Raw genomic sequence first — 13,507 nt, 5'->3', positions numbered from 1 at the left:
ATTTTTTAACAATAAATTTACTTAATAACAATACTGATTTAATAAAAAAGTTTTACTATGACAATGTAGATGATGAATCACTTATAAAGAATACATATTATATAACTGCCAAGGGTGGAGTTAATGGAGAAAACCCAGGTATAGTTACTAGTCTTATTAAGCATGCGTATGCTTTTTTAGGACTGGCTATACTTGGGTTTTTTGTTCTCTTTAGTCAATTTAGGATGAGGAAATGGCCTATACTGCTCCGCTTGTCTTTATCAATTGACCTCCACGAAAGTGGATTCAAAATAGAAGCTTTTATTTTGAAAGGGAGGAAGCGCTAATTGAGTAGATAAAAGCTTTGCTAGATACCCTATTACTACTAAAAAATTTAGGAGGAGAACATTATGCCGTTTGGAAATATCGGAGTTCCAGGATTAATTTTAATCATTATTATTGCACTCATTATCTTTGGTCCTTCAAAGCTTCCAGAGTTAGGAAAAGCAGCTGGGAATACTTTGAAAGAATTTAAAAATGCAACAAAAGACCTTATCTCGGACAAAGAATCAGATAAGGACGCTAAATAAACGGTACTAGCTGCTCTTAATAAGTGTAGCTGCTTTCGACTATCAAAATAGATAGAAAAGGGTAACTTAGAAGCTGCATAGTCAGATCGGAATATTTTCCTGCCAGATCGTTTGAAGTTATCTAAATCTAGTAAAAGGGAGAGAGAACATTGAATAACCAAAAATGGTTTAAGGATATTACCGCAAAAAAGATGACTCGCCGAAATTTTTTAGAAGTTACAGGGAAAACAGCCGCAGTTGCAGCCTTTTTTTCGCTGCCTGTCATTACGTCAGTAAACGCTGAGGAAACACCAGACTTTTCAGCTTATCCATTTACGCTAGGTGTTGCCTCTGGCGACCCGCTTTCGGATAGTGTTGTATTATGGACAAGGCTTGCTCCTAATCCGCTTGCAGAGGACGGAAATGGAGGGATGGATAATCGCTATGTTTCTGTTGAATGGGAGGTGGCAGAAGACGAAGCGTTTAAGAAGATTGTTCGAAGAGGAAAAGAAATTACAGGACCTGAACTAGGTCATTCAGTGCATGGTGAAGTCTTTGGCTTAAGGCCATGGAGAGAGTATTATTACCGTTTCAAGGCTGGTAATGAAATTAGTCCTGTGGGCAGAACAAAAACTGCTCCTGATGAAGGCTCACATCTTAAGAGTCTCTCGTTCGCAATTGCTTCCTGCCAAGCATGGGCAGGAGGACGCTTTGTCGCCTACAAAAATATGGCTGAGGAGGACCTGGACGTTGTGTTCCACCTTGGTGACTATATTTATGAAAAAGGGGATACCGAAACACTGGCAGATTATCGTCTCCTTCATGCACAATACAAAACATCACCAGATTTGCAGGCAGCGCATAGCGCTTTCCCATTTATTGTGACGTTTGATGACCATGAGGTAGATAATGATTGGTCTAATGATATTTCTGATCCAAACTATCCCGTAGGAGAGCGTGAACGTTTTCTGGCAGTGCGTGCGGCTGCATTCCAGGCCTATTATGAGCATATGCCGCTAAGGCGCCGCTCTAAACCTAATGGCCCTGATATGCTTCTTTACCGAAAATTTACATATGGAGATCTTGCAGAATTCAGCGTGCTGGATACAAGACAATACCGTGACAATCAAGTAGGAAAAGGGTTTCCAGGCGGTCCGCTTGATCCTGAAGCTTCTAATCCTGAAAGGACAATGGTAGGGTCTGAACAAGGATTATGGCTCCTCGGAAATCTTCACCGTTCACGGGCAAAATGGAATGTGCTGGCACAGCAAACAATGATGGCACAATATGACTACGATCCAGGTGAGGGTATTAGTGTTAACCATGACCAGTGGGATGGATATTCGGCTGATCGGGATCGCCTTTTCGAATTCATTAAAAAGCGTCGACCATCCAATCCAATTGTTCTAGGCGGGGATTGGCATTCAAGCTGGGTAAATGATTTAAAAGAGGATTTCAATGATCCAAAATCCAAGACACTTGCTACCGAGTTTGTCGGGACGTCGATTAGCTCTGGCTGTGGCTGGAAGGATCAGGTTGAAGCAGCATTATCGGTCAATCCGCATGTCAAGTTCTTTGATGGTGAATATCGTGGATATGTACGATTCCATGTCACACATAAATCATGGCAAAGTGATTATCGAGTTGTCTCTTCACCTAGTAATCCAGAGGCTGCCGCAAGCACCATCGCCTCCTTTGAAGTGAAGAATGGTAAAGCTGGAGCGATGCGAATAGGTGGAGTTGATATAACAGACATTCAAGCGAACACGATGTTAGCGGGAAAACCATGCCCTGTTTCCGTCTCCCTCAGCAATGGGACGAAAAAAGCATCGAGTGTTCATGTAAGTATCCCAGTTCCTAAGGGCTGGAAGAGTGAGAGTGTGACAACGGTTATTGAAGCTCAATCTTCATTAACGGTTGAGGTAATGGTAACACCTCCAGCAGCTATTCCAGCTGCTGAAAGACTTCGTGTAGAAGTGGACGCTGGCAAAACAACCGTATTTGGCCGGCCAAGAGATGTTCAGGCAGTTTCTGTCCCAGCTGGAGACGAGCTTCTGCTCGCACTTGATGCTGGTACTTCAACATCGCCTGTCTTTCCATCCTTTAGAAGCTTTGTTCCAGAAGATACTTGGGATCGTACAAAGGGGTATGGATGGGTCGGAACTTCCCATTCAGCTAGGGATCGAAATAAGCTGGATGAGCTGCAGCGCGATATGATCGTTGGCCGGGATGTTCCAGCTACTTTAAGACTTGCGATTCCAGCGGGTATTCATCGCATTTATTTCCTAACAGGAGATGCCATTTATACCTCAGCAAATACAATCATTCATTCAGATAACAAGCTGCTTGCTGAGACAGGCGGAACGCTGGCACCAGGACAATTCAAATGGCTCCATTTTGATTTAGATGGAGGCAACAGCGGAAAAGAAATAGACTTGTCCATTACGGGTGAGCTTGGAGATGGATGGTGGAGACTGATTTCCCTAATGATGAAGTAGAATAGTGAAACGATTAGCAGGTGGCGTCAACAATGCCGCCCCCTGCTAGATACAAAGGGATTTCAGTAAAATCTAAAGGTGAATCAGTTAACATTAGGAAAATATATTGTACTGGAACTCTTTTGAAAGAAAAAAAGCGCAAAGGAGGAAAACCAGTTTCTTCAACTGCTTTATTTGGACATTTAAACATTAGGAGAACGGAAAAAACTAAAATCATTTTTAATATCTATATACATCCCATATTTCCACCTGTCAAGAAGCCTTAAAACAGGTTAACTAAAAAGGAAATCTTTCAAATAGGTGGAATTAAAATAGGTAATACGGTATGAAAGGAATTTTAGAAATGAAAAATATTTCGTTAATACATTCGTCGATGTTGCCTGCAGTTGACTATGCTTACGCATCCCATGTCCCTGCTGGAATGGATCTTTATTTTATGGCAGGAGCCTGCCCGCTCGACCAAGAGGGAAGAGTGCCTGAGGGAATCAGATATGAAGGACAGGCCAAACTTTGTGTTGATAACCTGAAAGCAGCCTTAAAGGAATGTGGTGCTGAATTAAAGGATGTGGCATATACAAGAGTCCTCGTCGCATCCTCTGACCAGTCAGATTTGGTGGCCGCGTGGCAGGTAATTAGAGAAGAATTCGGTTCTCATGATGTTCCAAGTACATTGTCCGGTGTCACCGTTTTGGGTTATAGCGGCCAATTAGTTGAGATAGAAGCGGTTGCTGCTTTACCCCAAAACGCCAAATAAGCCGCATAATTAAAGAAATGGACCCTCCTGCAAAAGTAGTCGGGTCCATTTTTTCTTTTAGCTCTTCTTTAGAACCAGCACATGTTCTTCTATGGCATACACGCAATCAGCCACCCGATCCACAAACACTTTATCATGGGATACCAGTAGGATGGTTCCTTCATATACTTTTAAAAACCGCTCCAGTGCCTCAATGCAAAAAACGTCCAAAAAATTCGTCGGCTCATCTAAAATCAGTACATTATATCTGCCCAAGAACAGCTGGCATAGCACGAGACGGATAGCTTCTCCGCCGCTTAAACTGCGCACATCCTTTTTAAGGTCATTTCCTGTAAAACTCATGGAGTGAAGAACAGAACGAATTTTACTATCATCATAATCGCTTTTTTCTTTCAAATATTCCAGCACAGTTTTGCTTTTATCGAATTGATAATCCATCTGTTCATAGGCGCCTATAACCGCTTTAGGAGAGATGGTTATGCCCTCGCCGAGATTCAGGATGTGATTGAGCAGAGTTGTTTTTCCTGATCCGTTTTTTCCTGTAATGGCAATGGTATTGCCAAGGGAGAATTGAAAGCTTGCTTCTTTCAGAAGTGTTCTTTCTCCGCCTTTTAAAGTTACCCGATCGCCCATGATGGGAAATTTATTGTGCATTTCCAGTGCCGGATGCTGATGAAAACGAATCGTCATTTCTTCCTTTGGCGCATCCACATTCTCCAGCTTCTGTACCCGCTGTTCGATTGCTTTGGCAGCGCGCTGGACAGCTTTTTGGCTTGTATCTTTGGATTTTGTCATAAACATTTTATTGGCTTTGGCCTTTGTTTCCTTTTTGGAGATATGTCCATTTGCCTGTGTAATTTTCTCGGCCTTTTTCATTTTTTCCTCAGCGGCTTTTAATAAGCGGGACTTCTCTTTCACATATTTTTCATGCTGCTCGAGCTGCTGTTTTCGCTGCAGGTCTTTTTGTTCCGTATAATCAGAATAGTTACCCGTATATTCTGTCACCGATCCATCTTCAATTTCCCAAATTTTCGTGACCAGCTTGTCAAGCACATACCGGTCATGGCTGACCAGCACAAGTGCCCCATAATAATAGGTCAGCTCTTCAATAAAGAATTGTGTGCCTTCTTCATCAAGGTGAGTGGTTGGCTCATCAATTAATAAGCCTTCATAATAGCTGGAAAAAATTTGCGCCAATTTCCTCCTGGTTCTTTCCCCGCCGCTTAAATTTTCTATTTCGGTTTGAGGTATTGATAGCTGTCCAGCCAGTTTATAATCTATTTCGCTCGCTTCTGGTGCTGACAGCTGATCGAAATAGGCAAAATCAGCAAATCTTTTAACCCGTCCTTTTTCAGACTTTAACTGTCCAGCCATCAGCTTCAGCAGGGTGCTTTTACCAGCCCCGTTTTTTCCGACAATGCCAATCCGGTCAAACTGATGCACGGCCAGCCGGGGAATATTTAATACTAATCTATCTAAATAGGATACTTTAATATTTTCTAATTCAAAAAGTACATTTTCCATTATTATAACCTCGTTTCTTTTTGGTTTAATCCGATTAAAATATCTGCGTCGATTGTGATTTGACTTCTCTTGGTGATAAATGCATCTAAAGATGTCTCACTTGAATCCCAGGCAAGTGGAGACATCTGCACTAAATGTGTCCGTTCACTATTATTCAACTCTCTTGCATCCGACACAGTAATTATGTCAGTAAGAGTAAAATTCTTTTTAAAAAGTGAAATGGTTTCATCATTCTTGTAAAGACTATTCTCTTTGCTTCCATGAATGGCATCCCGCAGCTCTTTCAAATGGGCAGCTCGCGGAACCACCTTAATGATGAGCCCATCTGGAACCAAAATCTTCTTAAACTCCTTGTAATTAGAAGGAGAAAAGATATTTAATATCATATTCATAGAATGATCAGCTAGAGGAGATTTTGCCAGATCCCCGATAAGCCAAATCGAATGTTTATAACTTTTTGCAGCCTGAGCAATACCGGCTTTGGATAAATCCAGGCCAATACCGGTCATCGTTCTGTTTCTGGATTTGCCCATAATCTTTTCCAGATGTGATCCTTCACCGCACCCTGTATCAAGAATTAAGGCAGGGGTGTCAGAATCGGCGGAATAGGTGTCAATTACGGCTGATATTTTCTCATGAAGCAGTTTAAAAAGTTCACTCTCCATAATGATTTTCTTCCTGGCTTCAAATAAGGCTTTATTGTACCGGCTCTTCGGTGAATGGCTGAGCGTGTTCACATAGCCATGGTGTGAAATATCAAAGGTATGCCTGTTCGGGCAAATCAGGCTTTTCGATTGAACAACCTGCAGTGAATCTTCACAGTTCGGGCATCTAAGTGCATTGCTGAAATTTTTATATTTCGCATGAATCTCCATTTTTCTTCTTCCTTTCAATAAAAAAATCACAGGCATCTGCCTGTGATTCAGAGTAAAGGGAAGAGGACCCATCCTAATTCGGTTAGGGGCTGATCAGGAGCCGTCAGCAAATAAACCTTCCTTTTGCTTGTCTATGGGAAGGCGTATAGACATAAAAAAAGAAAGGCAGAAAAATCCGCCTTTCCATTCATATCAATATTGCCATAAATTACTGGCAATTTAAGAAATAACACCAAAATGAGCTATTTCAATATGAACTGAAGATTATTAAAAAAGGACAGACTAATCCCGTTTACTCTGTTAACACAAACAGAGCCTTTGAACGTATTAAATTACTGGTTCAAAGTTGGGAATCGAAGTCTCATCGCGTGTGTCATTTTTTAATAATCCTCCTAAAATAATTAGATACATTGGTCATTATAAATTCATCTATTAAAAAAGTCAAAGGTTCCTCCGAATTTTAAAAAGAAGGAAGGGGAAAATTACTCTTTGAAATGGAGGAAATCTGATGAATAAATTCTTGATATTAACGGTATTTTTTGCATTTTTTGCACCTCAAATAAATGCAGCACATGCAGGGTCCCTTTCCTATCCCTGCAGCAGTGTGCTGGAGCCTGTAAAAGATATCCCGAATATCCAGGGGACAGCTCTTATAACTAAAGTGAAGAAACCATATTCAGAGGAGCCGGGGAGTCCTGTCAGAGAACGGACAGCTATTGGAATCTACGCTGACTGGATGCCCTTGCCTTCAGCATTTGGCGATTATGATCAATATGAAGGGTTTGCACAAATACCGGGTGTGATCAGCTGGAGATTTAAAATGTATCCTGTTAAAGAAGATCAGCCAAGCTGGTTTGGCGGCTCCCCATTGGCCGGAAAGTTTGACGAAATATCCGCAGAACTTTCTGCTGATGCAATCGTGCAATTGCGACTGTCCAATTCCCGTTCCGGTAATCTGGGGCCGGCAGTTTTACAAAACACATTAAAGGGATGTGTAAAGTAAGAAGGATTTTGTATAAAGGGTATTTAATACTTATTGGGGTGAAAAAACAAAAGACTAAGAGGGAGAAGCGAATGATAGCAAAATTAGCAGAATTAAATCAATATGATATTCCCGGTCTAATAGATTTATCGGCATCGGTTGGATGGGATTATGATGAACATGAAGTTGGAACACTTTTGGAATCTGGGAGAGTTTTCGGTCATAAGGATTCTGCAGGGAGAATTGTTTCTAGTTCAGCAATAATCCCCTATGACACTAAACTGGCGTCGATTGGCATGGTTATTGTCCATGAAGAATTCAGGGGATTAGGGCTGGCAATGGAAGCAGTCCGGAAATGTGCTGGAAGTATTACTGCAGATATGACGGTAATGCTAATTGCAACTAAGGAAGGACAGCCCCTTTATGAAAAAATGGGCTTCACAACAGTGGGTTTTATAAGCAAATTTCTTTGTGATAAATTCGACCCTGAAAATTTACAGGATCATGATGGAGTTTTCATAGAAGACTTCAATCAGTCTGCTTTAGCCAAACTTGTTGATTTGGATGGGGCTGCCTTTGGCGATAAGCGAAGCGTTTTTCTCCGCAATCGAATCAGCCAGTCCAAACAATGTATTGTTGCTAAAAATAATACTGGAGAAATCATTGGATATGGATTATCCATACAGGGGCCAGTCAATTTAATACTCGGACCCATTGCTGCTCCAGATTCAGAAACAGCTGCTTTAATCGTAGAAAAATTGGCTTCACATCATAAAGGGAAGCTGCGAATTGATGTTCCAGAGGGAAGAACGGATTTTATGTCTTTTTTGGAGCGAACCGGTTTTGTTAAAGCAAATACTCCTCCAGTTATGATAAAAAATTCAGCAGCTATGCCGCAGAGGAACCATTCCTTATATGCTATTGCTTCGCAGGCTTTTGGATAGGGGTATGATGAAATTGGCTATACGCAAGTAAATAGTTTTATCCGCAAGTAAAATAGGGCTATGTGCAAATAAAATATTTTATCCGAAAGTAAATTTGGTCTATCCGCACGTAAATTTCACTAGCACGTCAATAATGCTTATATAGCTCTGAAAAACGGCTGCGGAAAGCCCAATCTCCATGCAAAATCATAAAAAAACGGCTTAAAGCCGTTTTTTTATGTATTTATCTTTAATTAACGCCTAGATTATCAGCAAAGCCGTCCCGATCGTAATCAAAATGGCGCCTGCAATTGTATTCATTGCCGGCTTCTCTTTTAAAATAATAAAACTTAAAATCATTGTCAGCACCACACTGAACTTATCAATGGGGTTGACCACACTAACCTTGCCAATGGCAAGAGCACCGAAATAGCACAGCCAGGATAATCCGGTCGCGGCTCCCGAGAGGAAAAGAAATAGGTAGGACTTTTTGGAGATTTTTTTAAGATCCTTAAATGTCCCCTGAAAAAACACTATTCCCCAGGCGAAAATAATGATGACCACAGTCCGGATGAAAGTAGCCACATTGGAGTCGACGTCTTCAATTCCGATCTTTGCTAAAATATTGGTGGCTGCAGCAAATACCGCAGACAGGACTGCGAGAAAAATATACGATTTTGTATTGAATACTTTCTTCTTGCGGCTCTTTTTCCTGTCTTTGCCGATTAAAACAAAGGTTCCTATGGAGATAATGACTCCCCCTGATACGACTAAAGCAGTAGCGGGTTCCCTGAGAATTATAAATGATAAAAGAATGGTTAAGACGACGCTCGACTTATCAATGGGAACTACTTTTGATACATCGCCGATCTGAATGGCTTTAAAGAAACAGATCCAGGATAAGCCGGTTGTCAGGCCTGAAAGAATGAGAAATATGTACGATTTTACAGAAATTGTCAAGATGCTTTCCGTTTCTCCCGTAATCACAACCATAAGATAGGCCATGATGACTACCACTACCGTCCGGACTGCAGTAGCCAGATTGGAATCTACCTTTTCAATTCCAATTTTTGCGAGGATGGCTGTGAAGGATGCAAATACTGCGGCAAGCAGAGCTAAAATGATGCTCATAGACATGATCTCCATTTCTTCAATGGGGTTATTATACATTTTATTTTGCTGAAGTGCCTATAGAATATTCTCTGATTCATTTATCAAAATTTATAAAATTCTGTTTTCTTGTTGAGTTTTCTATATTATAGTTTGGTTAAGCAAGGAGGCAGAAAATGGATCAAATTGATAAAAGGAACCGCTTGGATGAAGAACCATTTAGTTTTCGGGTAAATAAGAATAGCACAGTATTTCTTGATTATAATGGAAAACAAGTGAAAATTCTAAAAGGAAAAGATGCAGAGAAGTTTCTAAAAAAAATGAATGATGCGGAAGATGAAAAGAGCAGGCAATTAATCATGGCAAAGATAACGGGGAACTTCAAACGGGGAAATGAACGGTTGTAATTGTTTTGAGCTGAAACAGCAGTGTCACTCGGCACTGCTGTTCTGCTTTATTATGTAAGTACAATTCTATCTATGCTGATCGAAAAGAATAGCATTGCCATCCGGATCTTCGAGGGTGAAACTTGCAGGGCCGGAGCCTGACTCATCTGCCTCGTTTATGATATGTATTCCTTGTTCCTTCAGCTGCTTTTGAAGATCCCGGATGTCAGTGAATCCCTCTAAATTTTCTGCGTTTTGGTTCCAGCCAGGGTTAAATGTAAGGATGTTTTTCTCGAACATGCCTTGGAATAGACCTATCACACAGTTTTCATTCTTTAAGATCAGCCAATTTTGCGCAATATCCCCGCCTAATGCTTCAAAACCAAGTTTTTCGTAAAATTCTTTAGACTTTTTAATGTCTTTAACACTTAAACTTACTGAAAATGCTCCTAGTTTCATAGTTCCTCCTTGGGTAAGTTTTTATATAATTCAGATAACACACCTTGAGTTTAATCGAAGCCATTTTATAAAGCAATAGAGTTGTCATTAAAAAAGCGACTAGCGCCGCTTTTTTAATACAGTCTTTTTCTCCTGAACCGGCTGCAGGTAAAATCGGTTTGGATTTTCATATAAATATAAATGATCGTCGCAATTGTTCCTTCTTCACCATGTCTGTTTGTCTTAGGCTTCAGGCATCTGAGGAATTCGCGGTCACAGCTGCATTTTGATTTCCCGCTTGCCCAGCATTTATCATGTGCCTTGCAGCAGGCATCCACGCCATTAATAGGGGCATCCGGTCCGCTGCATCCGGGACCGCACCATCTGTATCCGGGGAAAAGGCAAGGAATCTGTTTTCTTCTTGTCAATAGTATCCCTCTTTTTATTATCAATTTAATTATAAATATGGCAGAACCCTAATAGAGGTGTGGTTACATATCTACTAAATGAAGATTGTTTTCGGATAAAGGGCAGGGGCCCATACCCCATAGGCAACTGACGCATATCCTTTACTGTAGATAAATACAGAGGAGGAGTTCCGTTTGGATTATCAATATCAGCACATGCCAATGACACAGGAGTATGTTCCGCACAATGACATGTATTTCACTGAACATCGAATCCGGCCTGGCTTTGGATTCGGAAGACCAGGATTTGGTTTTGGGCGTCCGGGATTCGGGTTTGGAGGACCTGGTATTGGACTTGGACTTGGATTTTTAGGGGGGCTTGCGACCGGAGCATTGCTGGCACCCGGACCAGGCTTTGGATATCCATACTATCCATACCCGCCATACCCGTATCCGCCATATCCTTACTACTACTAAAGGAAGAGAGCTTTGTCCTGGGCAAGGCTCTTTTTTTAATTGATTTAATTTTCCGAATTGTTTAATATGAAATAACGATAGGAGTGTGAGAGCATGATTAAACAAGTTTGACAAATCATGGTATACGTTAACAATCAGGATGAAGCAGTGAATTTTTGGACTGAAAAAGCCGGGTTTCAGGTAATAGCCGAAGAAGATAATGGCCAGGGAATGAGATGGATCGAAGTGGCTCCATCAAATGAGGCGGAAACAAGCATAATTCTGCACAATAAGGAGTGGGTAGAGAAGATGTCGCCGGGATTAAACCTGGGCACCCCTTCATTGATGTTCTTCACGGAAAATATTGAACAACTATATAGCGACTTTTCAAACAAGGACATTACCGTTGGAGAAATGGTAGACATGCCTTCCGGCCGGGTTTTTAACTTTGCGGATGGAGAAGAAAATTACTTTGCTGTGATGGAGAAAAAGTGAGAAAGGGATTGACAGACTGCTGAATTCAGAGGTGGGGGAAAGATGAAACAATTTATTGCTCTAGGAGGCGGAGGGTTTTCTATGGAGCCCGACAATCCATTATTAGATGAGTATATTTCGATGGAGAGGTAAAAGAAGAGGTGCTTGAAGCTGAATTTTTGGGATAACAACTTAAGGAAATAGCGTACAAAAAATCGTCAGGACCACTAATCTGAACAGTTTCTCAAGCATTAAGCCAGCTCCTTTCGATTATGCATAGTTTTATTCTAAGTGATCTTTATTAATAGAATATAATTGGCCTGTAAATTTATTGTTAAATGTATTTTTGGGGGTGCTCTGGCATCCCTTTTCCTATGAGCCCGAAGCAGCTCTAATTCCTCTATTTTCATAATTTTGATATTCTTAAGGCAAAGGGGGAAAAGGGAATGAACAAAGTCTATCTCGATTACAATGCAAGCACACCTTTGGCACCGGAGGTTGTAGATGCCATGAATCCGCTGCTGACGGACTTTTACGGAAATCCTTCCGCACTGCATTGGGCTGGGCAGCCAGTAAAAGAGGAGTTGATGATTGCAAGGAAACAGGTGGCTGGGTTGTTGTCATGTTTGCCGGAAGAGGTTATTTTTACAAGCGGCGGAAGTGAAGCGAATAATTTGGCGTTAAAGGGTTATTATTTCAAGCATCAGCAAAAAGGCAAACACATCATTACGTCAAAAATCGAGCATCCTGCCATTGTCGAGCCCCTAAAATTTCTGGAGCGTCTCGGTGCTGAAATCACCATGGTGGATGTAGATGCATTTGGGATGGTATCTCCTGAGGATGTTGAAGATGCCATTCGGGAAGATACAATCCTGATCACCATCATGCATTCAAACAATGAAGTGGGGACTCTTCAGCCGATCGATGAAATAGGGGAAATTGCCAGAAGGCACAGGATCGCTTTTCATACCGATGCGTCTCAATCCGCGGGCAAGGTACCCGTTGATGTCGATCTTCTGAATGTGGATATGCTCACTATAGCGGGCCATAAATTGTATGCCCCTAAAGGAATTGGCGCCTTATATATCAGAAAAGGCATAGAGCTTGAGCCGCTCATTCATGGGGCCGGACACGAGTTTGGTTTGCGTGCAGGAACAGAGAACACTCTGCTGGCAGCCGGGCTCGGAAAAGCCTGTAAGTTGGCTCAGGAACATGTCTGGGACCGGAAGCTTGCTGACTTAACGAATTATTTTTGGGATCAATTGAAGGAGGCATTTGGTGATGAGGTTGCCCTTAATGGCCACGAAGAAAAACGGCTGCCGAATACCCTGAATGTCAGTTTTATCAATCGGGTTGGACAGGATATTTTATCCTCCATTCCACAGCTTGCTGCCTCTACAGGATCAGCCTGCCATTCAGGCAAAGTAGAGTTGTCTCCTGTTTTGAGGGAAATGAAGGTTCCTGAACATGTGGGAATGGGTGCTGTCAGATTCAGTCTTGGAAGATATACGATAAAAGAGGAACTTGATCAGGCGGTTTCCTGGCTGAAAGAAACAGTTTAAGAGATCTTGGCAGCCGCTTATTCCAGTGAAAAGACATCGGCAATCTGCAGAAGATCATCCGAAAAGATGCAATACATATCCTCGTCACCGGTTTCAATGGCCATTTTCCTTACGGCAATACCATCGTAGCCTTGTTTCGTAAGACTTTTGCGAAATTCGGCGTTGGCTTCATCTTTATTTAGTAAGATCGCCTTATCTTTCCAGGTAAGGTGTCTTTTTTTTGTGCTTGCATAGTCACAATAGGGGTCCCGTTCATTCATGAAATGTTCAAAGGAATCGTAGTCCTTTAATATTGGTTCATCTATATACACTTTATAAATAAATCCTAGGACTTGCTTGTCATATTCAACCACTTTCGGCAAACCATCTTCCCAGAATTCAGTGTCCGATTTTTCTATAACGGTTTCTGTTCCAATGGCAAATGCCTTAGCAGAATCAAAGTCTGATGAAAACCATATGCCAAGTGTATCGAACTCTTTCATTGTTTTCTGAATGGCCTGCTCTTTGTAAAAGTGGTCAAATTTTCTTGTGGAACCGTGATATACGATCAAAAGAGACACCTCCCATTGA

General features: G+C 41.4%; 15 protein-coding genes and 1 pseudogene. 10 read left to right on the top strand and 6 right to left on the bottom strand.

Annotated features, from left to right (window positions below; all coding sequences use genetic code 11):
* The first annotated feature begins 389 nt into the window (after window positions 1-389).
* The 3 genes from tatA to IRB79_RS15770 all read left to right on the top strand — a co-directional run bounded on the left by tatA (window position 390) and on the right by IRB79_RS15770 (window position 3,800).
* Window positions 390-569: a twin-arginine translocase TatA/TatE family subunit gene (gene tatA / locus IRB79_RS15780; RefSeq protein WP_221880945.1), complete on the top strand. Its 180-nt coding sequence runs from the start codon at window positions 390-392 to the stop codon at window positions 567-569.
* A 149-nt stretch (window positions 570-718) separates the two neighbouring features.
* Window positions 719-3,046: an alkaline phosphatase D family protein gene (locus tag IRB79_RS15775; RefSeq protein WP_243503403.1), complete on the top strand. Its 2,328-nt coding sequence runs from the start codon at window positions 719-721 to the stop codon at window positions 3,044-3,046.
* Between the two features lie 343 nt (window positions 3,047-3,389).
* Window positions 3,390-3,800, top strand: a complete 411-nt coding sequence (locus IRB79_RS15770) for a RidA family protein (RefSeq protein WP_243503402.1) — start codon at window positions 3,390-3,392, stop codon at window positions 3,798-3,800.
* Between the two features lie 57 nt (window positions 3,801-3,857).
* Here the strand turns inward: IRB79_RS15770 and IRB79_RS15765 are convergent, their stop codons facing one another.
* Both IRB79_RS15765 and IRB79_RS15760 read right to left on the bottom strand, forming a co-directional pair.
* The gene (locus IRB79_RS15765) at window positions 3,858-5,324 is read right to left on the bottom strand and encodes an Msr family ABC-F type ribosomal protection protein (protein ID WP_243503401.1); all 1,467 of its coding nucleotides are present in this window, start codon (window positions 5,322-5,324) and stop codon (window positions 3,858-3,860) included.
* Window positions 5,325-5,326: 2 nt separating this feature from the next.
* Window positions 5,327-6,199, bottom strand: coding sequence for a putative RNA methyltransferase (locus IRB79_RS15760; RefSeq protein ID WP_243503400.1), 873 nt, complete (start codon window positions 6,197-6,199; stop codon window positions 5,327-5,329).
* Window positions 6,200-6,707: 508 nt separating this feature from the next.
* Between IRB79_RS15760 and IRB79_RS15755 the strand changes: the two genes are divergently transcribed.
* On the top strand, window positions 6,708-7,202 hold the full coding sequence (locus IRB79_RS15755) for a YoqH family protein (protein ID WP_243503399.1): 495 nt from the start codon (window positions 6,708-6,710) through the stop codon (window positions 7,200-7,202).
* Window positions 7,203-7,273: 71 nt separating this feature from the next.
* A complete protein-coding gene (locus tag IRB79_RS15750; RefSeq protein WP_243503398.1) occupies window positions 7,274-8,125 on the top strand; it encodes a GNAT family N-acetyltransferase in 852 nt (283 codons plus the stop codon).
* Window positions 8,126-8,365: 240 nt separating this feature from the next.
* On the opposite strand, the gene IRB79_RS15745 is transcribed toward IRB79_RS15750, so the two are convergent.
* Window positions 8,366-9,235 (bottom strand): EamA family transporter, encoded by an 870-nt coding sequence (locus tag IRB79_RS15745; protein WP_243503397.1) that lies wholly within the window; start codon window positions 9,233-9,235, stop codon window positions 8,366-8,368.
* A gap of 155 nt (window positions 9,236-9,390) precedes the next feature.
* On the opposite strand from IRB79_RS15745, the gene IRB79_RS15740 reads away from it, so the two are divergent.
* Window positions 9,391-9,621, top strand: a complete 231-nt coding sequence (locus tag IRB79_RS15740) for a hypothetical protein (RefSeq protein WP_243503396.1) — start codon at window positions 9,391-9,393, stop codon at window positions 9,619-9,621.
* 66 nt (window positions 9,622-9,687) lie between these two features.
* Here IRB79_RS15740 and IRB79_RS15735 read toward each other — a convergent pair whose 3' ends face one another.
* Complete coding sequence (locus tag IRB79_RS15735; protein WP_243503395.1) at window positions 9,688-10,059, bottom strand: VOC family protein; 372 nt, start codon at window positions 10,057-10,059, stop codon at window positions 9,688-9,690.
* A 113-nt stretch (window positions 10,060-10,172) separates the two neighbouring features.
* Window positions 10,173-10,466, bottom strand: a complete 294-nt coding sequence (locus IRB79_RS15730) for a phospholipase A2 family protein (RefSeq protein ID WP_243503394.1) — start codon at window positions 10,464-10,466, stop codon at window positions 10,173-10,175.
* A gap of 195 nt (window positions 10,467-10,661) precedes the next feature.
* On the opposite strand from IRB79_RS15730, the gene IRB79_RS15725 reads away from it, so the two are divergent.
* The 4 genes and pseudogenes from IRB79_RS15725 to IRB79_RS15710 all read left to right on the top strand — a co-directional run bounded on the left by IRB79_RS15725 (window position 10,662) and on the right by IRB79_RS15710 (window position 12,937).
* Window positions 10,662-10,922: a hypothetical protein gene (locus tag IRB79_RS15725; RefSeq protein WP_431833436.1), complete on the top strand. Its 261-nt coding sequence runs from the start codon at window positions 10,662-10,664 to the stop codon at window positions 10,920-10,922.
* Window positions 10,923-11,039: 117 nt separating this feature from the next.
* Window positions 11,040-11,396, top strand: coding sequence for a VOC family protein (locus IRB79_RS15720; RefSeq protein ID WP_243503393.1), 357 nt, complete (start codon window positions 11,040-11,042; stop codon window positions 11,394-11,396).
* Window positions 11,397-11,438: 42 nt separating this feature from the next.
* Window positions 11,439-11,513, top strand: a pseudogene (locus tag IRB79_RS15715) (peptidase E); the annotation flags it as partial.
* A gap of 308 nt (window positions 11,514-11,821) precedes the next feature.
* Entirely contained in the window at window positions 11,822-12,937 is a 1,116-nt protein-coding gene (locus tag IRB79_RS15710) for a cysteine desulfurase family protein (RefSeq protein WP_243503392.1), read from the top strand.
* A gap of 17 nt (window positions 12,938-12,954) precedes the next feature.
* Here IRB79_RS15710 and IRB79_RS15705 read toward each other — a convergent pair whose 3' ends face one another.
* Window positions 12,955-13,497, bottom strand: a complete 543-nt coding sequence (locus IRB79_RS15705) for an ADP-ribosyltransferase-containing protein (RefSeq protein ID WP_243503391.1) — start codon at window positions 13,495-13,497, stop codon at window positions 12,955-12,957.
* Window positions 13,498-13,507: the final 10 nt, after the last annotated feature.

The sequence above is a fragment of the Cytobacillus oceanisediminis genome (assembly GCF_022811925.1).
Taxonomy (GTDB): domain Bacteria; phylum Bacillota; class Bacilli; order Bacillales; family Cytobacillaceae; genus Cytobacillus; species Cytobacillus oceanisediminis_D.
This window is presented reverse-complemented; position numbering and strand designations above follow the sequence as displayed.

Coding starts and splice junctions, on each gene's coding strand:
- IRB79_RS15745 (WP_243503397.1), bottom strand. CDS start 9,235: ATGAGCATCATTTTAGCTCTGCTTGCCGCAGTATTTGCATCCTTCACA.
- IRB79_RS15710 (WP_243503392.1), top strand. CDS start 11,822: ATGAACAAAGTCTATCTCGATTACAATGCAAGCACACCTTTGGCACCG.
- tatA (WP_221880945.1), top strand. CDS start 390: ATGCCGTTTGGAAATATCGGAGTTCCAGGATTAATTTTAATCATTATT.
- IRB79_RS15770 (WP_243503402.1), top strand. CDS start 3,390: ATGAAAAATATTTCGTTAATACATTCGTCGATGTTGCCTGCAGTTGAC.
- IRB79_RS15765 (WP_243503401.1), bottom strand. CDS start 5,324: ATGGAAAATGTACTTTTTGAATTAGAAAATATTAAAGTATCCTATTTA.
- IRB79_RS15750 (WP_243503398.1), top strand. CDS start 7,274: ATGATAGCAAAATTAGCAGAATTAAATCAATATGATATTCCCGGTCTA.
- IRB79_RS15740 (WP_243503396.1), top strand. CDS start 9,391: ATGGATCAAATTGATAAAAGGAACCGCTTGGATGAAGAACCATTTAGT.
- IRB79_RS15720 (WP_243503393.1), top strand. CDS start 11,040: ATGGTATACGTTAACAATCAGGATGAAGCAGTGAATTTTTGGACTGAA.
- IRB79_RS15760 (WP_243503400.1), bottom strand. CDS start 6,199: ATGGAGATTCATGCGAAATATAAAAATTTCAGCAATGCACTTAGATGC.
- IRB79_RS15725 (WP_431833436.1), top strand. CDS start 10,662: ATGCCAATGACACAGGAGTATGTTCCGCACAATGACATGTATTTCACT.
- IRB79_RS15735 (WP_243503395.1), bottom strand. CDS start 10,059: ATGAAACTAGGAGCATTTTCAGTAAGTTTAAGTGTTAAAGACATTAAA.
- IRB79_RS15755 (WP_243503399.1), top strand. CDS start 6,708: ATGAATAAATTCTTGATATTAACGGTATTTTTTGCATTTTTTGCACCT.